Origin of the sequence: Pseudomonas onubensis (assembly GCF_965653655.1) — a bacterium.
GTDB lineage: Bacteria > Pseudomonadota > Gammaproteobacteria > Pseudomonadales > Pseudomonadaceae > Aquipseudomonas.
Genome location: NZ_CBFHAZ010000060.1, coordinates 16497 through 38661, shown reverse-complemented (window position 1 = coordinate 38661; position 22165 = coordinate 16497). Strand labels below are relative to the sequence as shown.

Here is a 22165-nt window from a genome sequence, read left to right as displayed (position 1 = left end):
AACTCAGTAGTGAAACGATGCATCGCCGATGGTAGTGTGGGGTTTCCCCATGTGAGAGTAGGTCATCGTCAAGATTAAATTCCGAAACCCCTGATTGCTAACGCAATCAGGGGTTTTGTTTTGGGCGGTCGAAAGAATCGCGCAGACCATCACGCGAAAACTTTATCGCGCAGTACGCATGGCTCATGCTCGGTCGCGCTGCTGTTAGTTACTTACCCAGGTTTTGATTCATCAAATTATCAAGAACAGATAATTTATTAGCAGCCTGCCATTCTTGTAAATGCTTGCATCCTGTTTGATTAACTTCTGCGAGGTTGCTGCGTAAGTCGCATGTTGTGAACCATTTTTGTCGAAGCGACGGATACTTTGCAAAGTCCTGCCGGGTAGGAGGTTCTATAGTGGGTAGGTAGAACACTGACAGCACTACCAGAGCGGCCGCGCCTGCACCAATAAAGTGGTTTTTATAACTCATACTGACTTTCCGCACGTGGGAGTTTTGTAAGCGCTCCATAAACACCACATTCAATGCGTTTAGCTGATCCCGGATGCTGTTCTCCCGATTCCCTCAGGAGCCATCCGTCATGATGCGACCCGATGCCAAAGTCGAAAAAGTCTATCTCTACCCCAAACCCGTGGACTTTCGAAAATCCATTGACGGCCTGGCCGCGCTGGTCGAGCTGGATATCAAGGTAGCGGTATTCGACCCGGTGCTTTTCGTTTTTCTCAACAAGCCGCGTAACCGCGTGAAGATCTTGTACTGGGAACGCAACGGTTTCTGCCTGTGGCTCAAGCGTCTCGAATCCGAGCGTTTCAAAACGTCGCCCGAGGCTGGCGACGAAGCTATTGTTTTGACCGTGCAGGAACTTAACTGGCTATTGGATGGTTTCGACCTCTGGCGTAATCGCCCTCATCAGGTTTTGACGCCGCGATTCGTGGCCTGATTCGGTATAATCCAGGGCATGAATCACATGCCCGAAAACCTTCCCGATGACCCCGAATTGCTCAAGCAGATGCTTGCGAAGATGCAGTCCAGAGTCGGCTTTCTTGAAGAACAGGTTGCCCTGCTGCGCCAGCGACTGTTTGGCCGACAATCCGAGCAAGCGGTCGATCCTGCGACGCCGCAAATGGCGTTGTTCAACGAAGCAGAACACGAAGTAGAACCCGTCGACGAATCCGCTGAGGAAGAGGCGGTTTCACCCGCCAAGCGGCGCGGCAAACGCAAGCCTTTGCCCGCCGACCTGCCGCGCATTGAAATCATCCACGAACTTCCTGAGCATGAACTGACGTGCGTATGTGGCTGCCGCAAGCACGCCATTGGCGAGGAAGTCAGCGAGCAGCTTGAAATCGTGCCGATGCAGATCCGAGTTATCAAGCACGTGCGCAAGGTATACGGCTGCCGCGACTGCGAAATAGCTCCCATAACAGCAGACAAACCGGCCCAACTGATCGAAAAAAGCATGGCCAGCCCCAGCGTGCTGGCCATGCTGCTGACCACCAAGTACGTGGATGGTTTGCCGCTTCACCGCTTTGAAAAAGTGCTGAGCCGTCACGGCGTCGACGTTCCGCGCCAAACCCTGGCCCGCTGGGTCATCCAGTGCGGTGAGCATGTTCAGCCACTGCTGAATCTGATGCGCGATCAACTGCTGGAAAGCCGCGTTATCCACTGCGATGAAACTCGCGTTCAGGTCTTGAAAGAGACAAGCCGACAGCCCGGCAGTCAGTCCTGGATGTGGGTGCAGACCGGCGGTCCGCCCGACAAACCGGTGATCCTTTTCGACTACTCCACCAGCCGTGCGCAGGAAGTACCAGTGCGTCTGCTCGAAGGCTATCGCGGCTATTTGATGACAGACGATTACGCCGGTTACAACGCACTGGGCGCGCAGGATGGCGTCGAGCGTTTGGGGTGTTGGGCTCATGCACGGCGCAAGTTTGTTGAAGCGCAGAAACTGCAACCCAAAGGCAGGACGGGACGTGCGGATATAGCGTTGAAGCTGATCAGCAAGCTATACGGCATCGAGATCGCGTACAAAGAAAGTAGCGATGATGGCCGCAAACGAGGTCGTCAGGATTTAAGTTGCCATGTGATGAGCGAGCTAAAGGCTTGGGTCGATAAAACGCTCCCCTATGTCACAACGCAGAACGCACTGGGCAAAGCCGTAACCTATCTGGCCAACAACTGGAACAAACTTGAGCGGTATGTCGAGGAAGGCTATTTGCCGATCGACAATAACCCAGCCGAACGCGCCATCAGACCCTTCGTGATCGGTAGAAAGAACTGGTTGTTCAGCGACACGCCCAACGGCGCGACGGCCAGTGCTCGGCTCTACAGCCTAGTCGAGACAGCCAAAGCCAACGGTCAGGAGCCCTATGCGTGGCTGCGCCACACACTGGAGCGGTTGCCGCAGGCGGCATCAGTTGAAGATTACGAAGCCTTGCTGCCTTGGAACTGTACGCCTCAGGTGTATGGCTAAACGCTCTGCCCGCCTTTTGCTAGGTGGGGTTTATGGAGCGCTTACGGAGTTTTCGACGTTCAAGCAGAATTAACAATCACTGTTAAATGCTTAGGGCTTGGCTGACTGTAAATGAAAAATGGATCGATAAAAGATCCAGTTTTGACGTATTTTATAGTGCCATTCAGTGCGGTTGTCCTCGCGGACGCGCCAATCTGCACCGGGCCTGAGTCATAGTCAGAGAATCATGCGAGCGCCGTAATCAAGCCGAGGCAGGAGATTTTGCATGCCACGGGAACCCACCTTCGAGTCGGTGTGATGTGGTTCATGGATCGCATACGGTCGCGATAGTCGGCAAGCAGTGCGCTGCACTCGCTCATCGATTTCCAGCCGGCGCGTACCTACCCATTCGGCTAGTTGTGCTACTAAAAAGTGGAAAAAGTTCGTGATTCCCGCCACTGTTATCCGTTAATCAATCTGCGAAACGGTGAGCGATGGATTACGCCACTCTTGAAAGCTTGCGCACGCACCATCCGGCCTGGCGCCTCTTACGGTCGGACCATGGCCCGCTGGTTGCGAGCTTTTTACATCGTGCTTTTGTCGCGCCCAATGTTCGGAGTATTTCTGCCGCTTATTTGGCCGAGTCCTTGGAAGACGAACTTTACGTCTTGCGCCGGCAGCTGGATGACGATGTTTTCCCCAAGCCTGCGTTGCAGTACCTCAATGAATGGGCCAGTCCGGAAAAGGGTTGGCTGCGCAAATTCTATCGTCAAGACGATGACGAACCGCAGTTCGACCTCACCCCATCCACCGAGAAAGCCATTGCCTGGTTGGCGACCCTCGCCGAGCGAGGATTCGTCGGTACCGAGTCACGCTTATTGACGCTGTTCGAGTTGCTTAAGCAAATGAGTGAAGGTAGCGAGACCGACCCGGCCAAGCGTGTTGCCGACTTACGTAAACGCCGTGATGAGCTGGATGCGGAAATTGCACAAATTCTGAGCGGTGATGTGCCGCTGCTTGATGATACGGCGCTTAAAGATCGCTTTCAGCAATTCACTCAGTTATCACGGGAGTTGCTTGCTGACTTCCGCGAGGTCGAGCACAACTTTCGTCTGCTCGACCGGCGTGTACGAGAGCGGATTGCCTTGTGGGAAGGTGCCAAAGGCGCGTTGCTGGAGCAAATCATGGGCGAGCGCGACGCCATTTCCGAGTCGGACCAAGGCCGCAGTTTCAGGGCATTTTGGGGTTTTTTGATGTCGAGTAGTCGTCAGGAGGAATTGACGCATATGCTTGCGCGCGTACTGGCCTTGGCGCCGGTGATGGAGCTCAAGCCGGATATTCGTACTCGGCGGGTGCATTACGACTGGCTGGAGGCCGGTGAACACACCCAGCGCATGGTCGCTCAGCTGTCCCAGCAATTGCGTCGGTTTCTAGACGATCAGGTTTGGTTGGAGAACCGCCGCATCATGGACATTTTGCACGGGGTTGAAGCCAAGGCGCTGGGCCTGCGTGAGCAAGCGCCCGTGGGGGCCTTCATGGACATGGCTGACGTGGCCGCCGGGATTGAATTGCCCATGGAACGTCCATTGCACACCTTAACTGTAAAGCCCGACTTTGCCGGTATGGCAGTGCAAGTTGGCGACGAACACATCGATATCAGTGCTTTGTATAACGACCAGGCCGTCGATCTGGTTCGATTGGCCGGTCATATTCGTCAAACCTTGCAGGTACGTTCGCAAATTACCCTGCATGAACTGACCCGGTTGCTGCCGTTGCAGCAGGGGTTGGCCGAATTGGTGGCGTATCTCCATTTAGGCAGTGAAACCTTTACCACCGTTATCGACGATACCCAGGACGAGCCGATTGCGTGGGTTGCGAAGGATCGTGATGGCCGCCCGGTGCAGAAGCACGCACGGTTGGCACGCATTATTTTTGTGAGGCAAGGATGAGCGAAGATCAACCCGCATCGGGTGTGGTTATGGACGGTGGCGCGGCGGATTTATCGACGCTGCTGGTTTTGCTGCTTAAAGGGGTGATGTATCACGAAGCTGACGAGCGCTTGTGGAGTGTGTTGCTCAACTTGCAAACCCGAGTAAGGGATTACGTGACGGTGCTGGGTTTGGAGCTGATGCTGGATGAGGCCGAAGGGTACGCCTTTCTAAGAAGCCGAAACGAACCTGCACAAGATGAACCGACGGTTCGCGTGCCGCGCCTGATTGCGCGACGGCCGTTGTCATTTCCGGTGAGCCTTCTCCTGGCCTTGCTGCGTAAAAAACTCGCGGAGTTCGATGCCAGTGGCGGTGAAACACGGCTGGTGTTGACCCGCGATGACTTCGTCGAACTGATTCGCGTGTTCCTGCCCGACAGCAGCAACGAAGCGCGGCTGGTCGACCAGATCGACACGCATATCGGCAAGGTCGTCGACCTGGGCTTTTTGCGGCGTCTCAAGAGCAGTAGTGGCCCACTCAGTTATGAGGTGCGACGCATTTTGAAGGCGTTCGTGGATGCTCAGTGGCTGTCTGAGTTCGACACCCGACTGAGTGAGTACCGTGCCTATCTGGGCGGGGAGAGGCCTGCCTCGCCATACAGCGAACAGGAGGTTGCGCCATGAGTGATTTATTGCTGCCCGAGTTGGACTTTGTCGGTGATGACAGCCTGTCCGGCTTTCGCTTAAAACGCCTGGAGGTCTTTAACTGGGGCACCTTCGATCAACGGGTGTGGACGCTGTTACCCGAGGGCAGAAACAGTCTCCTGACGGGGGACATCGGTTCAGGCAAGTCGACGCTTGTGGATGCTCTGACCACTTTGCTGGTGCCCACTCAACGAATTGCCTATAACAAGGCCGCCGGTGCCGAGAACAAGGAGCGAAGCCTGCGCTCCTATGTCTTGGGCCATTACAAATCGGAGCGCAGTGATGTCACTGGTGCCGCCAAACCCGTCGCCCTTCGTGACCACAACAGCTATTCGGTGATTCTCGGGGTGTTTCATAATGCCGGTTACGATCAAACGGTAACCCTGGCCCAGGTGTTCTGGATGAAAGACGGACAAAGCCAGCCCGAGCGCTTTTACGTAGGGGCCGAGCGAGACCTGTGCATCACAACGGACTTTGCCGACTTTGGCTCGGACATCCCGCAACTGCGCAAGCGGCTCCGTAACAGCGGGGCGGATATTCAAGACAGCTTTCCCAAGTACGGTGCGTGGTTCCGGCGTCGCCTTGGCATTGATAACGAGCAGGCACTGGAGCTGTTTCATCAAACGGTCTCGATGAAATCTGTGGGTAACCTGACCGATTTTGTGCGCAGCCATATGCTTGAACCCTTTGATGTCGCCGCCCGCATCATTGCGCTGATCGCCCACTTCGATGATCTGAGCCGAGCCCATGAGGCCGTGCTCAAAGCCAAACAACAGCGAGTGTTGCTTGAGCCGTTGGTGGCCGATTGCGACAAGTACCAGGGCCTGTGTGCCGAGCAGGACCGCTTGCGTGATTGTCGGGAGGCGCTCAAACCCTGGTTTTCCGAACTCAAGCTGACGCTCTTGGATCGACGCCTGCAACTGCTGGCACAGGATCAACATCGACTCGGTGTGCAAAAGGAGCGTCAGATCGAGCAGCGTGATCGTCAGCGACTGGACGTCGAGTCCCTCAAGCGTGCGGTGGCCGAGCAGGGCGGTGATCGTCTCGAGCAGTTGGCGATAGAAATACGCAAGTACGATACCGAACGCGAGCGCCGCCACCAGCGTGCGCAGCGCCACGGGCAATTACTTGTCGCCGTGGGCGAGTCGCCCATTGAGGATGAAGCGGCGTTCACTCGTCTTGGACAGCAACTGCAAACGCGTCGAGAACGGTCGGGCATCCAGGAAGCCGACCTGCAAAACCAGATCACGGAATGGGGCGTTTCGTTGCGCCAGGGGCGGCGTGAACACCAGGCACTGGACAGTGAAATCACCAGTCTCAAGGCGCGGCGCAGCAATATCCCCGACGCACAGATCAAGTTGCGCATGGCCATGTGTCTGGCGTTGGGGCTGGCAGAAGACGTCATGCCCTTCGTCGGTGAGCTATTGCAGGTGCGCGAAGAGCATCGCCCGTGGGAGGGTGCCATTGAGCGTGTGTTGCACAATTTCGGCCTGGCGCTGTTGGTGCCGGATGAACATTACAATCAGGTCGCGGCATGGGTGGATAAAACCCACCTGGCGGGCCGGCTGGTGTATTTCCGGGTCCGTTCTGTGCGCCAGTCAGATGCCCCGGATCTGCATCCACAGTCGCTGGTCACAAAACTCAGTGTAAAACCGGACTCAGCGTTTTACGCCTGGCTGGTGCGCGAACTGAGCCATCGTTTTAATTACGCCTGTTGCGACACGCCGGAGCAATTTCGTCGAGAGCTGCGTGCGTTGTCTTTGTCGGGGCAGATCAAGGGCGCTGGTGAGCGGCACGAGAAGGATGATCGACATCGGTTGGATGACCGCAGCCGATACGTGCTGGGCTGGAGCAACGCAGAAAAAATCGTTGCGCTTGAGTCGATAAAAGAGCGTCTGCAAGTGCAGTTGGCCGACATTGGCGCACATATCGCCGCTGCCGAAAAACAGCGCAGCCAGTTGCGTCAGCAGCTTGAGTCGTTGGCCGCGCTCAATGAATTCACCGACTACCGGGAAATTGACTGGGCAGAGTGTGCGACCTTCGTGGCGCGCTTGCAGGATGAAAAGATCCTGTTGGAAGCCGCCAGTGACACCTTGCTGCAACTGACGGCGCAACTGAAAACCATGCAAGACACGCTGGGGCTGACGGAAGAAGAAATCTCCAGGCTGGACAAGGAGTTGGGTAGCGTGCAGGCCAAGCACGAAGTCGCCATTGCGCTTCGAGTCGAAACCTTCAACTTGATAATCACAATCGCAGACACCACGCGGCTCCACTTGGAGGCCCTGCGTGCCCAGGTGCTGGGCGAGCGCCTGTTGACCGTAGAATCCTGTGACAACGCCGAACGGGAAGTGCGCGAAGCCCTGCAAGGCAAAATGGATGCCGAAGCCAAAGCGTTGGAGCGTCTGCGAGACAAGATTATCCGCGCCATGGCGGCCTTCAAGGAAGCCTACAAGCTGGAAACCAGCGAGTTCGATGCTGATCTTAACGCGGTCGACGAATACCGCAACCTGTTGGATCAACTCAATCGTGACGACCTGCCGCGTTTTGAAGAGCGCTTCAAGGAGTTGCTCAACGTCAATACCATCAATGAGATCGCCAACTTCAACGGGCAACTGGCGCGAGAGCGGGAGACCATCAAAGAGCGTATTGGCCGGATCAATGAATCCTTGGGGCAGATAGACTATAACCCCGGCCGCTATATTGTGCTGGAGTCGCAATTGAGCCCGGACGCCGATATTCGTGACTTCCAGATGCAATTGCGCGCCTGCACCGAAGGCGCCTTGACCGGCTCCGAAGACGCCCAGTATTCGGAGAGTAAATTCCTCAAAGTCAAAACCATTATTGATCGCTTTCGTGGGCGGGAAGGATTGTCTGAACAAGATCGGCGTTGGACCGCCAAAGTGACCGACGTGCGCAATTGGTTCCTGTTTGCCGCAAGCGAACGCTGGCGCGAGGATGACCGCGAGCACGAGCATTATTCAGACTCGGGCGGCAAGTCGGGTGGGCAGAAGGAAAAGCTGGCCTACACGATCCTGGCGGCCAGTCTGGCCTATCAATTCGGTTTGGAATGGGGCGCCGTGCGTTCGCGCTCGTTCCGTTTTGTGGTGATTGATGAAGCATTCGGCCGTGGCTCCGACGAATCAGCCGAATATGGCTTGAGGTTATTTGAACAACTCAACCTGCAATTGCTGATCGTCACCCCCTTACAGAAAATCCATATTATCGAGCCCTTTGTTTCCAGCGTGGGGTTTGTGCAAAACGAGGGCGGTAAGGCCTCCCGATTACGCAATTTGTCGATTGAGGAGTACCGGGAGAATCGAGGTGATTTTTCACGATGAACTGGACCACGGTGCAGGACCTCAAGCAACAGGTGCTGCGTCTTTGGCTTCGCGGGGACTTACTGCGCGCGCTGGCAGCGGGGGAGCCCTGGGAGCCACGACGCCTTGCGTTGAAAGGGCCGGACACGAGGCAGTTAAGTGAACACTTCGAAGACGTTCGCAGGTGGGTCGCACAGCTCGGTGCTGTCGATGGTCTTCGTATTCAATGGCGGGACATCAACCATCGGGTTATAGGCCTGCAGCGGTTGCCTGCGTTTGTGTGGCTGGACTCGGCCGAAGATGCCATCGCGCTGATCGGCAAACAGGCAGAGCTGCAAGCCTTGCGCGGTGTGCTTGAACTGACCCTTCAGCGGCAACCTTCACTGGTCGGCTGGCTGGGCGTTCGGCCTTTGCAGGCCATAGCCCTCGCACCGCACTGGTCTGCACTTTTGGATGTGGTGGAGTGGATGAGGCAACACCCACAGCCTGGAATCTACCTGCGGCAGGTCGATATTCCGGGCATCCACACCAAGTTTATCGAAGGTCACAAAGCCGTCTTGAGCGAGCTGTTCGACCGAGCCCTGCCGGCGCAGGCCATCGCCGGACAGCACAAAGGCGCCTCGCAGTTTTGTGCCCGCTACGGCTTCCTTGAAAAAACCGCTGCGCTTCGCTTTCGTGTGCTGGACCCTGCTCTGGCCCTGCTTCCCGGCCCCGATATGCCTGACATCACCCTCGACGCCGTGAGCTTCTCCCGGCTGGACATTGCGGTAACGCGAGTGTTCGTGACCGAAAACGAGACCAACTTCCTCGCCTTTCCATCCGTACCAGAGGCCATTGTGATCTTTGGTAAAGGCTATGGCTGGGAAACCCTGGGACGAGCAACGTGGTTGTCACGCTGCACGATCTATTACTGGGGCGATATTGATACCCATGGCTTTGCCATCCTTGACCAACTACGCCGCAAGTTTGGGCATGTCGAGTCATTATTGATGGATCACCAAACTCTGGATGCCCACAAGGCACTGTGGGGCCAGGAAAGCCGGCAGGTGGTTCACGATTTACCTTGCCTGACGCCAGAGGAGCGTAGGTTGTTCGACGAACTGCGCGACAACCGACTGGGGGCTGGGGTCAGGTTGGAACAGGAGCATGTGGGGTTTGGTTGGCTGGAGAGTGCGCTGTTAGTGATAAGCCGTTCATCGACTACGCGCTTTTGTTGAAGCCCGCGTGCGCCGAGCAACAAACCAGCCGGTCGTGCACTTTTCTACAGACGAAAAAAAAGACCTTGAAATTCAAGGTCTTTCTTTAAGATGGTGCCCCGAGGGAGACTCGAACTCCCACTCCTTTCGAAAACGGATTTTGAATCCGCCGCGTCTACCAATTCCGCCATCAGGGCTCAATGGCGGCGAAGTATAGAGATGAGATTACCGTTGGTCAATCACGTTTCATGGTCTATTTTCACTATTTCCGCTAGACTCCCCGGCCCTGCTAGACGAACCCTATCATGCGCGTTGCTGACTTTACTTTTGAGCTCCCTGATTCGCTGATCGCTCGCCACCCTTTGGCCGAGCGTCGCGCCAGTCGACTGCTGACCCTGGACGGGGTGAGCGGTGCCCTCGCACACCGTCAATTCACTGATTTGCTTGAGCATTTGCGCCCAGGCGATTTGATGGTGTTTAACAATACCCGGGTGATTCCGGCACGGCTGTTTGGCCAGAAAGCGTCCGGCGGCAAGCTGGAAATTCTGGTAGAGCGGGTGCTGGACAACCATCGCGTGCTGGCCCATGTGCGCTCCAGCAAATCGCCGAAACCGGGTTCGAGCATCCTCATCGATGGCGGCGGCGAAGCCGAGATGGTTGCGCGCCATGACGCGTTGTTCGAACTCAAGTTCGCCGAAGAAGTGTTGCCGCTGCTGGAGCGCGTCGGCCATATGCCGCTGCCTCCTTATATCGACCGCCCCGACGAAGACTCGGACCGCGAGCGCTACCAGACGGTATATTCGCAGCGCCTCGGCGCCGTGGCCGCGCCAACGGCCGGCCTGCACTTCGACCAGCCGCTGCTGGATGCGATTGCCGCCAAGGGTGTCGAAAGCGCCTATGTGACCCTGCACGTGGGGGCCGGCACGTTTCAGCCGGTGCGTGTGGATAACATCGAAGACCACCATATGCACAGCGAGTGGCTGGAAGTCAGCCAGCAAGTTGTGGATGCGGTGGCGGCGTGCAAGGCGCGCGGCGGTCGTGTTATCGCGGTGGGTACCACCAGCGTGCGCTCGCTGGAGAGTGCGGCGCGTGATGGTGTGCTCAAGCCGTTCAGTGGCGACACCGATATCTTTATCTTCCCGGGCCGACCATTCCATGTGGTCGATTGCCTGGTGACCAATTTCCATTTGCCGGAATCCACGCTGTTGATGCTGGTGTCGGCCTTCGCGGGTTATCCCGAAACAATGGCGGCGTATAAAGCCGCCATCGATAATGGATACCGTTTTTTCAGCTACGGTGATGCGATGTTTATCACCCGTAACCCTGCGCCGACTGCTCCTAAAGAAGCGGGCCTTGAGGAGCAATTATGAGTCGTATGTCGTTTGAATTGTTGGCCACGGATGGCAAGGCTCGTCGTGGTCGCCTCACGTTCCCGCGTGGCACCGTAGAAACCCCGGCCTTCATGCCGGTGGGCACCTACGGCACCGTCAAAGGCATGCTGCCGCGTGACATCGTTGCCACCGGTGCCGAGATCATCCTGGGCAACACCTTCCACCTGTGGCTGCGCCCGGGCACGGAAGTGATCAAGAAGCATGGCGACCTGCATGACTTCATGAAGTGGCAAGGCCCGATCCTCACCGACTCCGGTGGTTTCCAGGTGTTCAGCCTGGGCGCCATGCGCAAGATCAAAGAGGAGGGCGTGACCTTCGCCTCACCGGTGGACGGTTCCAAAGTGTTCATGGGGCCTGAAGAGTCGATGCAGGTGCAGCGCGATCTTGGCTCCGACATCGTGATGATTTTTGACGAGTGCACGCCTTATCCAGCGGATGAAGATGTGGCACGTATTTCCATGGAGCTGTCGTTGCGTTGGGCTCAGCGCTCGAAAAACGCCCACGGCGACAACACGGCGGCACTGTTCGGTATCGTCCAGGGCGGCATGCACGAAAGCCTGCGCAAACGCTCGCTGGAGGGCCTCGACAAGATCGGCTTCGACGGCCTGGCCATCGGCGGTCTGTCGGTGGGTGAGCCCAAGCACGAGATGATCAAGGTGCTGGATTACCTGCCGGGCCTGATGCCCGCTGACAAACCTCGTTACCTTATGGGCGTTGGCAAACCGGAAGATCTCGTAGAGGGTGTGCGCCGCGGTGTGGACATGTTCGATTGCGTGATGCCAACCCGTAATGCCCGCAATGGGCATCTGTTCATCGATACAGGCGTGCTGAAGATCCGTAACGCGTTCCATCGCCATGATGATTCGCCGCTGGATCCCACCTGTGACTGCTACACCTGTCAGAACTTCTCGCGGGCTTATCTGCACCATCTGGACAAGTGCGGGGAAATGCTGGGTAGCATGTTGAATACCATCCACAATTTGCGTCACTACCAAGTCCTGATGGCTGGTTTGCGCGAGGCTATTCAACAGGGTACATTGGCCGCCTTCGTCGATGCCTTCTATGCCAAGCGCGGGCTCCCTGTGCCGCCCTTGGACTGAGTTTTCCGACCCTAAGATTCACTATTTGCAACTGGAGTGCTAAATGAGCTTTTTTATCTCTAATGCCATGGCTGACGCCGCTGCGCCTGCCGCTGCCGGCCCTATGGGCGGTGGTTTCGAGTGGATTTTCCTGGTCGGCTTCCTGGTCATCTTCTACCTGATGATCTGGCGTCCACAGGCCAAGCGCGCCAAAGAGCAGAAAAACCTGCTGGGCAGCCTGCAGAAAGGCGACGAAGTGGTGACCACTGGCGGCATCGCCGGCAAGATCACCAAGGTTTCCGATGCTTTCGTGGTTCTGGAAGTCTCCGACACCGTAGAAATGAAGTTCCAGAAGGGCGCCATCGCCGCCACGCTGCCAAAAGGCACGCTCAAAGCGATCTGAGTAACAACCTTTACCAATCGACGGGGCGCGCAAGGCGCCCCGCGTTATAAGCGGGCGGCGTGATGCTGAACAAATACCCTCTGTGGAAATACGTACTGATCCTGGCGGTGCTGGCGATCGGTTTTATTTATTCCGCTCCCAATCTTTATCCTGATGACCCTGCGATCCAGATCACTGGCGCCAGCACTACGCTGCAGGTCAATCAGGCTGACTTGGACCGTGCGAGCAAAGCGCTCACTGACGCCGGTATTCAGGTTAAAGCGGCAACGTTGGCGGCTGATGCGAAGGGCGGTTTGTTGCGCCTGACCAAGGCAGAAGACCAATTGCCGGCCAAGGATGTCGTGCGCAAGGCCATGGGTGACGACTACGTTGTTGCACTCAACCTGGCACAGACCACGCCAAAATGGCTGCGCAGCATTGGCGCGCACCCGATGAAGCTGGGTCTGGACTTGTCCGGCGGTGTGCACTTCCTGCTGGAAGTCGACATGGACAAAGCCCTCGACGCACGCCTGAAAGTCTATGAAGGCGACGTGAAGAGCCTGCTGCGCAAAGAGAAGGTGCGTTATCGCAGCCTGCCGCAACTCAACGGCGCCATTCAGCTGGGCTTCTCTGATGAAGCGACCCGCGAACAAGCCCGTGCCCTGGTGCGCAAGAACTTCAATGATTTCGACATCGTACCGGCTGACCTGAATGGTCAGGCTGTACTGCGTCTGGCGATGAGCCCGGCCAAGATCGCGGAAATCCGCGAATACTCCATTAAGCAGAACTTGACCACGGTACGTAACCGCGTCAACGAGCTGGGTGTGGCTGAGCCGATCGTGCAGCGTCAAGGCGCCAACCGCATCGTGGTTGAGCTGCCGGGCGTACAGGATACTGCTGAAGCCAAGCGTATCCTGGGCAAAACCGCCAACCTGGAATTCCGTCTGGCAGCTGAGCCGGGCGCGACTCGCGCGACTGCTGAAGAATTCGAATTCCGTGAGGGCAACCGTCCTCCAGCGCTGATCGAACGTGGCTTGATCATCACCGGTGATCAGGTAACGGATGCCAAGGCGGGTTTCGATTCGCAGCACGGTACGCCGGAAGTGAACATCCGTCTGGATGGCCATGGCGGTGACCTGATGAGCCGCGCCACGCGCAGCAACGTCGGTCGCAGCATGGCGGTAATCTTCATCGAGCAACGCCCGGTCACCACCTACACCAAGCAAATGGTCGACGGTGTCGAGAAAGACGTGCCGGTGCAGACCTTCAAGGAAGAGAAGAAGATCATCAGCCTGGCGACCATCCAGTCGCCGCTGGGTGCTCAATTCCGCATCACTGGCCTGAACGGCCAGGGCGAATCGTCCGAGCTGGCACTGCTGCTGCGTGCTGGTGGCCTGGCGGCGCCGATGTACTTCGCTGAAGAACGCACCATTGGCCCGAGCCTGGGTGCCGACAACATCACCAAGGGTATCGACGCTGCCTTGTGGGGCATGCTGTTCGTATCGCTGTTCATCATCGCCATCTACCGCTTCTTCGGCATCATCGCCACCGTGGCCCTGGCGGGCAACATGGTGATGCTGCTGGCCTTGATGTCGCTGCTGGGCGCAACGCTGACCCTGCCAGGTATCGCCGGTATCGTACTCACCATGGGTATGGCGGTAGACGCCAACGTACTGATCTTCTCGCGTATTCGTGAAGAGATCGCGGCGGGCATGACCGTACAGCGTGCAATCAACGAAGGCTTCGGCCGGGCATTTACCGCGATTCTCGACTCCAACTTGACCACTCTGCTGGTCGGCGGGATTCTCTTTGCCATGGGCACCGGCCCGGTCAAAGGTTTTGCGGTGACCATGTCCCTCGGTATCTTTACCTCGATGTTCACGGCCATCATGGTGACCCGCGCAATGGTCAACCTGATCTTTGGCGGGCGTGACTTCAAGAAGTTGTGGATTTAAGGGGCTGCCATGTTACGTACAATCAACTTCATGGGCGTTCGCAACGTTGCGTTCGGCGCCACAGTGCTCCTTACCGTTCTGGCGTTGTTCAGCCTGTTCCATAAGGGCTTGAACTACGGTCTGGACTTCACCGGCGGTACGCTCATCGAGCTGACCTACGAGAAGCCGGCTGACGTTACCCTGGTGCGCGGCGAGCTGGTCAAGGCCGGTTATCACGAAGCCATCGTGCAGAGCTTCGGTGCTACTACCGATCTGCTGGTGCGTATGCCAGGCGAAGACCCGCAGTTGGGTCATCAGGTAGCCGAAGCCTTGCAGAAGGTCGGCGGTGACAACCCGGCGTCGGTCAAGCGCGTCGAGTTTGTGGGCCCGCAGGTGGGTGAAGAGCTGCGCGACCAGGGCGGCCTCGGCATGCTGATGGCGCTGGCCGGCATCATGATCTACCTGGCGTTCCGCTTTCAGTGGAAGTTCGGCGTCGGCGCCATTGTTTCGCTGATCCACGACGTTATCGTCACCGTGGGTATCCTCGCGTACTTCCAGATCACCTTCGACCTGACGGTGTTGGCGGCGGTGCTGGCGATCATTGGTTACTCGCTCAACGACACCATCGTGGTATTCGACCGGGTTCGTGAGAACTTCCGTGTACTGCGCAAGGCTACGCTGGTCGAGAACATCAACATCTCCACCACTCAGACCTTGCTTCGGACCATGGCGACGTCGATCTCCACGTTGCTGGCGATTGCTGCCCTGATGATCTTCGGTGGCGACAACCTGTGGGGCTTCTCCCTGGCGCTGTTCATCGGCGTTCTGGCGGGTACCTACTCGTCGATCTACATTGCCAACGTGGTGCTGATCTGGCTGAACCTCAACAGCGAAGACTTGATCCCGCCTGCCGCTACCGGCAAGGAGGTCGACGACCGTCCTTGATGGGTGTTCGTTGATACGCTGTTACAAAGAAGGCACGAGTATTGAACTCGTGCCTTTTTTTTTGCTCCAAGGCTGGGTATAGCGCGGACGTTTCGGTCCGCTTGTGATGGTCAGGAGGTTCACGTGAACAAGTCGTTACTGGTTGGTGCGGTATTGGGTGCTGTCGGTGTGACTGCCGGGGGTGCTGTTGCCACCTACAGCCTGGTAAAAAGCGGCCCTGAGTATGCGCAAGTGCTGGCAGTGCAGCCGGTGAAAACCCAGATCAAAACTCCTCGCGAGGTCTGCAAGGACGTCACCGTGACTCGGCAGAAGCCGGTGCAGGATCAGCATCAAATCGTCGGCACCGTGGTCGGTGCGTTGGCCGGTGGCCTGTTGGGCAACCAGGTCGGTGGCGGTAATGGCAAGAAGCTGGCTACTGTAGCCGGTGCAGTCGGTGGCGGTTACGCCGGTAACAAGGTGCAGGAAGGTATGCAGAACCGCGATACCTATACCACCACCCAGCAGCGTTGCAGCACCGTCAATGACATCAGTGACAAGGTGGTCGGTTACGACGTGCGCTACAACCTGGACGGTAAGGAAGGTTCGGTGCGTATGGATCGTGATCCGGGCGGCCAGATTCCAGTAGATAAGGAAGGTCGTCTGATCCTGGGTCAGAACCAGCAATAAGGCTGAATTCAATCCAAGTGTGGGAGCTGGCTTGCCTGCGATAGCGGTGGGTCAGCAACCTATTAGCTAGCTGGCAGGCCACTATCGCAGGCAAGCCAGCTCCCACATTGGATTGTGTTGGCTGCTGAGATGCCAAATCCCAGGCATAAAAAAAGCACCCATTAGGGTGCTTTTTTGTGCTCGCTCGCTTAACGCTTCAGCGAAGCCGGCAGGTGCGGCTGGATCGCCGTCAGTACTGCCTTGAAGCATTTGGTGTTGCCAGCAACTACGTGGCCTTTCTCCAGGAAGTCGTGACCACCGGTGAAGTCGCTCACCAAGCCGCCAGCTTCCTGGATCAGCAGGGCGCCTGCAGCCATGTCCCACTCGGACAGGCCCGACTCCCAGAACGCATCAAAACGACCGGCGGCAACATACGCCAGGTCCAGGCTGGCAGCACCGGCGCGGCGGATACCGGCGGTCTGGCCAACCAGGGCGCGGAACATGCCCAGGTAGTTTTCCAGGTTGTCCATCTGGTCGTCACGGAACGGGAAGCCAGTGCCCAGCAGGGCGCCGTCCAGGCTGGTACGGCCGCTGACACGCAGGCGACGACCGTTCAACTGGGCGCCACGGCCACGGCTGGCGGTGAATTCTTCCTGGCGAACCGGGTCGAGTACGACGGCGTGTTCCAGGCGGCCACGGTATTTACAGGCAATGCTCACTGCAAAGTGTGGGATGCCGCGCAGGAAGTTGGTGGTGCCATCCAGTGGGTCGATGATCCACAGGTAGTCTTCGCCTTCGCCGCTGCCTTTGTGCAAGCCGGTTTCTTCACCGAGGATGCCGTGGGTAGGGTAGGCCTTGCGCAGCGCGTCGATGATTTTTTGCTCGGCGGCGCGGTCCACCTCGGATACATAATCCTTGGCGTCTTTTTCGTCGACCTTGATGGTATCCAGGCGCTCGATGGAGCGGAAGATCAATTCACTGGCGCTGCGGGCGGCGCGCAGCGCGATATTCAGCATGGGCTGCATGGATGTGTCACCTAAGGTTGTTAAAGAAAGCCGGGCATTCTAGCAGAAACTTTCTTCAGGTGAAGGACGACGTTAGCTTTCATGGCATAACCTTAGGCTGTTCTGTAAGATTTGCTCCCCTTTCCCGTGTCCGAGAGCGCCTCCCTTGCTGCATAACATCCGTGTCGTCCTCGTCAATACCAGTCATCCCGGCAACATCGGCGGGGTGGCGCGAGCCATGAAAAACATGGGGCTGACGCGCCTGGTGCTGGTCGAGCCGCGTGTGTTCCCGCACCACGAGGCCGATGCCCGTGCGTCCGGCGCCAATGACATCCTTGAAAAAGCCCGGGTCGTCGCAACCTTGGAAGACGCCTTGGTCGGCTGCAATCTGGTGCTGGGCACCAGCGCGCGCGACCGGCGAATTCCCTGGCCGCTGCTGGATCCGCGCGAGTGCGGCACCAAAGTGGTGGAAGAGGCTGCAGGCGGCGCTGAAATCGCCTTAGTGTTTGGCCGTGAAGACTCCGGCCTGACCAATGAAGAGCTGCAGCGATGTCATTACCACGTGCACATCCCATCAGACCCTGAGTTCAGCTCGCTGAACCTCGGGGCTGCGGTGCAGGTGTTGAGTTACGAAGTGCGCATGGCCTGGTTGGCTGCACAAGGCCAGCCGAGCAAGGTCGAGAAGGATGAGGTCGCATCGACCAAGAGTGGCGAGCTGGCCACCATGGACGAGCTGGAGCGATTCTATGAGCATCTGGAGCAAACCCTGGTGGCCATTGAGTTTCTCGATCCGGAAAAACCCCGGCACTTGATGGCACGTCTGCGTCGCTTGTACGGCCGTAGCTCGGTCAGCCGGGCAGAAATGAACATATTGCGTGGCATCCTCACGGAAACCCAGAAAGCGGCCCGTGGTGAGCTTCTTAAGCGGAAGGATTAAAAATGTTCGAGCGTTTGCGAGAAGATATCCAGAGTGTTTTCCATCGTGACCCGGCGGCGCGCAACGCCTTCGAAGTGCTGACCTGCTACCCAGGCATGCACGCGATCTGGATTCACCGCCTGTCCGGGATGTTGTGGGGCATGGGCTGGAAATGGCTGGCGCGGCTGGTGTCGAACTTCGGGCGCTGGTTGACCGGGATCGAGATTCATCCGGGCGCCAAGGTCGGTCGCCGCTTCTTTATCGACCACGGCATGGGCATCGTGATCGGCGAAACCGCCGAAATCGGTGATGATGTGACGCTGTATCAGGGCGTGACCCTGGGTGGCACAACGTGGAATAAAGGCAAGCGTCACCCGACATTGGGTGATGGCGTAGTGGTAGGGGCGGGCGCCAAGGTGCTGGGCCCGTTCACTGTCGGCGCGGGTGCCAAGGTGGGCTCCAATGCTGTGGTGACCAAGGCTGTGCCGCCTGGCGCGACGGTGGTGGGTATTCCCGGCCGCATCATCATCAAGCCGGAGGTCGGCGACGAGCAGGAAGCCAAGCGCAAAGCCATGGCCGAGAAGATCGGTTTCGATGCCTACGGCGTCAGCGAAGACATGCCCGACCCGGTGGCGCGTGCCATTGGCCAGTTGCTCGATCACTTGCAAGCCTTGGATGGCAAGCTGGACGGTATGTGCGGTGCGCTCAAAGAGCTGGGCAGTAGCTACTGTGCAAAAGATCTGCCTGAGCTTCGCGAAGAGGACTTCGCCGAAATCAAGAACGAAGCTGCCACCACCAAGGCTGGCTAAACCTTTCCAGTCACGGCAAATCCCCTGTGGGAGCGGGCTTGCTCGCGAAAGCGGTAAATCAGTCAGCATTTTCGGCGACTGATACGCCGCTTTCGCGAGCAAGTCGAATCGTCGCACCGCCGCTCCCACATTTGATCTTCATCGTGACTGGGAGTTCTGGTTGTCCGTTCCCGCTGTTCGTCCCCACCCCACCCTGCTATTATTCGCGCGCCCTTTTTACGGCTAATCCTGACTAAAGTACTAGGTCTTATAGTTGACTTAAATACTCGGGAATCGCATACTTGCCCCCATTCTGAAACACCTTGGTACTTGTCCATGAGACTGACTACAAAAGGCCGATACGCGGTGACCGCCATGCTTGACCTGGCCTTGCACGCGCAAACTGGGCCGGTGTCCCTGGCCGATATCTCCGAGCGCCAAGGCATTTCCCTGTCCTATCTCGAGCAGCTGTTCGCCAAATTGCGCCGCAGCAACTTGGTTTCCAGCGTGCGTGGGCCGGGCGGCGGCTATCAATTGTCCCGCGATATGCAGGGCATCCAGGTAGCGCAGGTGATCGACGCGGTGAACGAATCCGTCGATGCCACCAAATGCCAGGGTTTGGGTGACTGCCACGCCGGCGACACCTGCCTGACTCACCACTTGTGGTGTGACTTGAGCCTGCAGATCCATGAGTTTTTGAGTGGTATCAGCTTGGCTGATCTTGTGACTCGCCGTGAGGTACAAGAAGTAGCCCAGCGTCAGGACCAGCGCCGTTGCAACACCAAGGCGCCGCGTCTGGACAAGATTGAAGCGTCCGCCGTCGAGTGACAGCCGAAGAGCTAACGGCACGCCAGCCAGCTTGATTTAGGAGAAAGTCCATGAAATTGCCGATTTACCTTGATTACTCAGCGACCACCCCGGTTGATCCGCGTGTCGCGCAAAAGATGAGCGAATGCCTGCTGGTTGACGGAAACTTCGGCAACCCAGCCTCCCGTTCCCACGTATTCGGCTGGAAAGCCGAGGAAGCGGTCGAGAACGCTCGTCGCCAAGTCGCCGACCTGGTGGGCGCCGACCCACGGGAAATCGTCTGGACCTCCGGTGCTACCGAATCCGACAACCTGGCAATCAAGGGCGCGGCGCATTTCTATGCGACCAAAGGCAAGCACCTGATCACCACCAAGATTGAGCACAAGGCTGTTCTCGACACCATGCGCCAACTGGAGCGTGAAGGTTTCGAGGTCACCTACCTTGAGCCAACCACCGACGGTATCGTCACCCCGGCCATGATCGAAGCGGCCCTGCGTGAAGACACCATCCTGGTTTCCGTGATCCACGTGAACAACGAAATCGGCACCATCAACGACATCGCGGCCATTGGCGAGCTGACTCGCTCCAAAGGCATCCTGCTGCACGTCGACGCTGCTCAGTCCACCGGCAAGGTCGACATCGACCTGTCCAAGCTGAAAGTCGACCTGATGTCGTTCTCTGCCCACAAGACCTATGGCCCTAAAGGCATCGGTGCGCTGTACGTGAGCCGCAAACCTCGCGTGCGCATCGAAGCCACCATGCACGGTGGCGGTCACGAGCGCGGCATGCGTTCCGGCACCCTGGCCACTCACCAGATCGTCGGCATGGGCGAAGCCTTCCGTGTAGCCAAGGAAGACATGGCTGCCGAAAACATTCGTATCAAGGCGCTGAGCGATCGCTTCTACAAGCAGGTCGAGAACCTTGAAGAGCTGTACATCAATGGCAGCATGACCGCCCGTGTACCGCACAACCTGAATTTGAGCTTCAACTATGTCGAAGGCGAGTCGCTGATCATGGCGCTCAAGGACCTGGCGGTTTCGTCCGGTTCGGCCTGCACCTCGGCGTCCCTTGAGCCTTCGTACGTTCTGCGCGCCCTGGGCCGCAACGACGAACTGGCACACAGCTCGATCCGCTTTACCTTCGGCCGCTTCACCACCGAAGAGCAAGTCGACTACGCCGCGCAGAAAGTCTGCGAAGCCGTCAACAAGCTGCGCGTTCTGTCGCCGCTGTGGGACATGTACAAAGACGGTGTCGATATCTCCAAGATCGAGTGGGCGGCACACTAAATATAGAAGCCGCCACCCAGGCTCTGTAAGAACGTGGCGGAAAACGCAGGCGTTTTTACAGGGTTCCAGAGCGGCCCTGATGAGTGAGGATTCAGTACCATGGCTTACAGCGAAAAGGTCATCGACCACTACGAAAACCCGCGCAACGTCGGCAAGATGAACGCGGAAGACCCTGATGTCGGCACCGGCATGGTCGGCGCTCCGGCGTGCGGCGATGTGATGCGCCTGCAGATCAAGGTCAACGACGCTGGCGTTATCGAAGACGCCAAGTTCAAGACTTACGGCTGCGGTTCCGCCATTGCCTCCAGCTCCCTCGCGACCGAGTGGATGAAAGGCAAGACCCTGGATGAGGCTGTCACCATCAGCAACACCCAGCTGGCCGAAGAACTGGCCCTGCCGCCAGTGAAAATTCACTGCTCCGTGCTCGCAGAAGACGCCATCAAGGCGGCCGTTCGCGACTACAAGCAGAAGAAAGGCTTGATCTAAGCATTTGGCGACGAGTAAGGAGTCAACGATGGCTATCAGCATGACAGAAGCGGCTGCGCAGCACATTCGCCGCTCCCTGAATGGGCGCGGTAAAGGTGAGGGGATTCGTCTGGGTGTTCGCACCACAGGCTGTTCCGGCCTTGCCTACGTGCTGGAGTTTGTCGACGAGGTGGTTGAGGAAGACCAGGTGTTCGAAAGTCACGGCGAGAAAGTGATCATCGACCCTAAAAGCCTGACCTACCTGGACGGCACCGAACTCGATTTCGTCAAGGAAGGGTTGAACGAAGGCTTCAAGTTCAACAACCCCAACGTGCGCGGTGAGTGTGGCTGCGGCGAAAGCTTCAACATCTGAGGCTATTCGTGGGTACTCCTTGTCATTTCGCCTTATTCGAGCTGCAGCCGAGCTTTCGGCTGGACCTTGAGCAGCTTGCCGCGCGCTACCGAGAGTTGGCGCGCGGGGTGCATCCGGACCGCTTTGCTGACGCATCCGAGCGTGAGCAGCGCCTGGCGCTGGAGCAATCGGCCAGCCTCAACGAAGCCTATCAGACGCTGAAAAACCCGCCCAAACGCGCGCGCTACCTGCTCGCGTTGAACGGCGGTGAGCTGCCGATCGAAGTCACGGTGCACGACCCGGACTTTTTGATGCAGCAGATGCAGTGGCGCGAAGAACTCGAAGACTTGCAGGACGAGGCTGATATAGCCGGTGTCGCGGTCTTCAAGCGTCGTCTGAAAGTGGCCCAGGATGAGCTCAATGAAAGCTTCGCAGCCTGTTGGGATGATGCAGCGCAACGTGAACAGGCCGAACGCCTGATGCGGCGCATGCAGTTCCTCGACAAGCTCACCTACGAAGTGCGCCAGCTAGAAGAGCGCCTCGACGATTAACCCAGTGCTGCCCGTGATGCACGCC

At 57.7% G+C, this 22165-nt stretch carries 21 protein-coding genes and 1 tRNA gene; 19 read left to right on the top strand and 3 right to left on the bottom strand.

Annotated features, from left to right (window positions below; all coding sequences use genetic code 11):
• Positions 1–208: 208 nt before the first annotated feature.
• The gene (locus ACTD9P_RS18920; protein WP_438868894.1) at positions 209–472 is read right to left on the bottom strand and encodes a hypothetical protein; all 264 of its coding nucleotides are present in this window, start codon (positions 470–472) and stop codon (positions 209–211) included.
• A 109-nt stretch (positions 473–581) separates the two neighbouring features.
• Between ACTD9P_RS18920 and tnpB the strand changes: the two genes are divergently transcribed.
• From tnpB to ACTD9P_RS18890, 6 genes are all read left to right on the top strand, one after another.
• Positions 582–941, top strand: a complete 360-nt coding sequence (gene tnpB / locus ACTD9P_RS18915; protein WP_438868893.1) for an IS66 family insertion sequence element accessory protein TnpB — start codon at positions 582–584, stop codon at positions 939–941.
• Between the two features lie 18 nt (positions 942–959).
• The gene (gene tnpC / locus ACTD9P_RS18910; protein ID WP_438868892.1) at positions 960–2471 is read left to right on the top strand and encodes an IS66 family transposase; all 1512 of its coding nucleotides are present in this window, start codon (positions 960–962) and stop codon (positions 2469–2471) included.
• A 473-nt stretch (positions 2472–2944) separates the two neighbouring features.
• Entirely contained in the window at positions 2945–4399 is a 1455-nt protein-coding gene (locus ACTD9P_RS18905) for a DUF3375 domain-containing protein (RefSeq protein WP_438868891.1), read from the top strand.
• On the top strand, positions 4396–5061 hold the full coding sequence (locus ACTD9P_RS18900; protein ID WP_438868890.1) for a DUF4194 domain-containing protein: 666 nt from the start codon (positions 4396–4398) through the stop codon (positions 5059–5061). Before ACTD9P_RS18905 ends, ACTD9P_RS18900 begins: the two co-directional genes overlap by 4 nt.
• The gene (locus tag ACTD9P_RS18895; RefSeq protein WP_438868889.1) at positions 5058–8420 is read left to right on the top strand and encodes an ATP-binding protein; all 3363 of its coding nucleotides are present in this window, start codon (positions 5058–5060) and stop codon (positions 8418–8420) included. Before ACTD9P_RS18900 ends, ACTD9P_RS18895 begins: the two co-directional genes overlap by 4 nt.
• Entirely contained in the window at positions 8417–9616 is a 1200-nt protein-coding gene (locus tag ACTD9P_RS18890; protein ID WP_438868888.1) for a Wadjet anti-phage system protein JetD domain-containing protein, read from the top strand. Before ACTD9P_RS18895 ends, ACTD9P_RS18890 begins: the two co-directional genes overlap by 4 nt.
• A gap of 91 nt (positions 9617–9707) precedes the next feature.
• Here ACTD9P_RS18890 and ACTD9P_RS18885 read toward each other — a convergent pair.
• Positions 9708–9792: transfer RNA gene (locus ACTD9P_RS18885), tRNA-Leu, on the bottom strand.
• Positions 9793–9900: 108 nt separating this feature from the next.
• Here ACTD9P_RS18885 and queA point away from each other — a divergent pair.
• The 6 genes from queA (at position 9901) to ACTD9P_RS18855 (ending at position 15992) form a co-directional block, all read left to right on the top strand.
• On the top strand, positions 9901–10965 hold the full coding sequence (gene queA / locus ACTD9P_RS18880; RefSeq protein ID WP_438868887.1) for a tRNA preQ1(34) S-adenosylmethionine ribosyltransferase-isomerase QueA: 1065 nt from the start codon (positions 9901–9903) through the stop codon (positions 10963–10965).
• Positions 10966–10970: 5 nt separating this feature from the next.
• The gene (tgt, locus tag ACTD9P_RS18875) at positions 10971–12086 is read left to right on the top strand and encodes a tRNA guanosine(34) transglycosylase Tgt (RefSeq protein ID WP_003175976.1); all 1116 of its coding nucleotides are present in this window, start codon (positions 10971–10973) and stop codon (positions 12084–12086) included.
• Between the two features lie 43 nt (positions 12087–12129).
• Positions 12130–12468: a preprotein translocase subunit YajC gene (gene yajC / locus ACTD9P_RS18870; RefSeq protein ID WP_003175975.1), complete on the top strand. Its 339-nt coding sequence runs from the start codon at positions 12130–12132 to the stop codon at positions 12466–12468.
• A 62-nt stretch (positions 12469–12530) separates the two neighbouring features.
• Complete coding sequence (secD, locus tag ACTD9P_RS18865) at positions 12531–14402, top strand: protein translocase subunit SecD (protein ID WP_438868886.1); 1872 nt, start codon at positions 12531–12533, stop codon at positions 14400–14402.
• 9 nt (positions 14403–14411) lie between these two features.
• Positions 14412–15326 (top strand): protein translocase subunit SecF, encoded by a 915-nt coding sequence (gene secF, locus ACTD9P_RS18860; protein WP_200434203.1) that lies wholly within the window; start codon positions 14412–14414, stop codon positions 15324–15326.
• A gap of 123 nt (positions 15327–15449) precedes the next feature.
• Positions 15450–15992 (top strand): glycine zipper 2TM domain-containing protein, encoded by a 543-nt coding sequence (locus ACTD9P_RS18855; RefSeq protein ID WP_017135941.1) that lies wholly within the window; start codon positions 15450–15452, stop codon positions 15990–15992.
• Between the two features lie 188 nt (positions 15993–16180).
• Here the strand turns inward: ACTD9P_RS18855 and suhB are convergent, their stop codons facing one another.
• Entirely contained in the window at positions 16181–16996 is an 816-nt protein-coding gene (gene suhB, locus ACTD9P_RS18850; RefSeq protein ID WP_003175971.1) for a type III secretion system regulator SuhB, read from the bottom strand.
• A gap of 145 nt (positions 16997–17141) precedes the next feature.
• Here suhB and trmJ point away from each other — a divergent pair, with 145 nt between their 5' ends.
• From trmJ to hscB, 7 genes are all read left to right on the top strand, one after another.
• Positions 17142–17912 carry a tRNA (cytosine(32)/uridine(32)-2'-O)-methyltransferase TrmJ gene (gene trmJ, locus ACTD9P_RS18845; protein ID WP_438868885.1) on the top strand — a complete coding sequence of 257 codons (771 nt, stop codon included), beginning with the start codon at positions 17142–17144 and terminating at the stop codon, positions 17910–17912.
• Positions 17913–17914: 2 nt separating this feature from the next.
• Entirely contained in the window at positions 17915–18700 is a 786-nt protein-coding gene (gene cysE / locus ACTD9P_RS18840) for a serine O-acetyltransferase (RefSeq protein ID WP_438868884.1), read from the top strand.
• Between the two features lie 315 nt (positions 18701–19015).
• Entirely contained in the window at positions 19016–19507 is a 492-nt protein-coding gene (gene iscR, locus ACTD9P_RS18835) for a Fe-S cluster assembly transcriptional regulator IscR (RefSeq protein WP_003194020.1), read from the top strand.
• 50 nt (positions 19508–19557) lie between these two features.
• Positions 19558–20772, top strand: a complete 1215-nt coding sequence (locus ACTD9P_RS18830; RefSeq protein WP_017135944.1) for an IscS subfamily cysteine desulfurase — start codon at positions 19558–19560, stop codon at positions 20770–20772.
• Positions 20773–20871: 99 nt separating this feature from the next.
• Positions 20872–21258: a Fe-S cluster assembly scaffold IscU gene (gene iscU, locus ACTD9P_RS18825; protein WP_003175965.1), complete on the top strand. Its 387-nt coding sequence runs from the start codon at positions 20872–20874 to the stop codon at positions 21256–21258.
• Between the two features lie 28 nt (positions 21259–21286).
• On the top strand, positions 21287–21610 hold the full coding sequence (gene iscA, locus ACTD9P_RS18820; protein ID WP_003209680.1) for an iron-sulfur cluster assembly protein IscA: 324 nt from the start codon (positions 21287–21289) through the stop codon (positions 21608–21610).
• Positions 21611–21618: 8 nt separating this feature from the next.
• Complete coding sequence (gene hscB, locus ACTD9P_RS18815) at positions 21619–22140, top strand: co-chaperone HscB (RefSeq protein WP_200434205.1); 522 nt, start codon at positions 21619–21621, stop codon at positions 22138–22140.
• Positions 22141–22165: the final 25 nt, after the last annotated feature.

What these genes read in the sequence shown, in the direction of transcription:
- ACTD9P_RS18920 (WP_438868894.1), bottom strand. Translation starts at nt 472, where the DNA reads ATGAGTTATAAAAACCACTTTATTGGTGCAGGCGCGGCCGCTCTGGTA.
- tnpB (WP_438868893.1), top strand. Translation starts at nt 582, where the DNA reads ATGATGCGACCCGATGCCAAAGTCGAAAAAGTCTATCTCTACCCCAAA.
- tnpC (WP_438868892.1), top strand. Translation starts at nt 960, where the DNA reads ATGAATCACATGCCCGAAAACCTTCCCGATGACCCCGAATTGCTCAAG.
- ACTD9P_RS18905 (WP_438868891.1), top strand. Translation starts at nt 2,945, where the DNA reads ATGGATTACGCCACTCTTGAAAGCTTGCGCACGCACCATCCGGCCTGG.
- ACTD9P_RS18900 (WP_438868890.1), top strand. Translation starts at nt 4,396, where the DNA reads ATGAGCGAAGATCAACCCGCATCGGGTGTGGTTATGGACGGTGGCGCG.
- ACTD9P_RS18895 (WP_438868889.1), top strand. Translation starts at nt 5,058, where the DNA reads ATGAGTGATTTATTGCTGCCCGAGTTGGACTTTGTCGGTGATGACAGC.
- ACTD9P_RS18890 (WP_438868888.1), top strand. Translation starts at nt 8,417, where the DNA reads ATGAACTGGACCACGGTGCAGGACCTCAAGCAACAGGTGCTGCGTCTT.
- queA (WP_438868887.1), top strand. Translation starts at nt 9,901, where the DNA reads ATGCGCGTTGCTGACTTTACTTTTGAGCTCCCTGATTCGCTGATCGCT.
- tgt (WP_003175976.1), top strand. Translation starts at nt 10,971, where the DNA reads ATGTCGTTTGAATTGTTGGCCACGGATGGCAAGGCTCGTCGTGGTCGC.
- yajC (WP_003175975.1), top strand. Translation starts at nt 12,130, where the DNA reads ATGAGCTTTTTTATCTCTAATGCCATGGCTGACGCCGCTGCGCCTGCC.
- secD (WP_438868886.1), top strand. Translation starts at nt 12,531, where the DNA reads ATGCTGAACAAATACCCTCTGTGGAAATACGTACTGATCCTGGCGGTG.
- secF (WP_200434203.1), top strand. Translation starts at nt 14,412, where the DNA reads ATGTTACGTACAATCAACTTCATGGGCGTTCGCAACGTTGCGTTCGGC.
- suhB (WP_003175971.1), bottom strand. Translation starts at nt 16,996, where the DNA reads ATGCAGCCCATGCTGAATATCGCGCTGCGCGCCGCCCGCAGCGCCAGT.
- cysE (WP_438868884.1), top strand. Translation starts at nt 17,915, where the DNA reads ATGTTCGAGCGTTTGCGAGAAGATATCCAGAGTGTTTTCCATCGTGAC.
- iscR (WP_003194020.1), top strand. Translation starts at nt 19,016, where the DNA reads ATGAGACTGACTACAAAAGGCCGATACGCGGTGACCGCCATGCTTGAC.
- ACTD9P_RS18830 (WP_017135944.1), top strand. Translation starts at nt 19,558, where the DNA reads ATGAAATTGCCGATTTACCTTGATTACTCAGCGACCACCCCGGTTGAT.
- iscU (WP_003175965.1), top strand. Translation starts at nt 20,872, where the DNA reads ATGGCTTACAGCGAAAAGGTCATCGACCACTACGAAAACCCGCGCAAC.
- iscA (WP_003209680.1), top strand. Translation starts at nt 21,287, where the DNA reads ATGGCTATCAGCATGACAGAAGCGGCTGCGCAGCACATTCGCCGCTCC.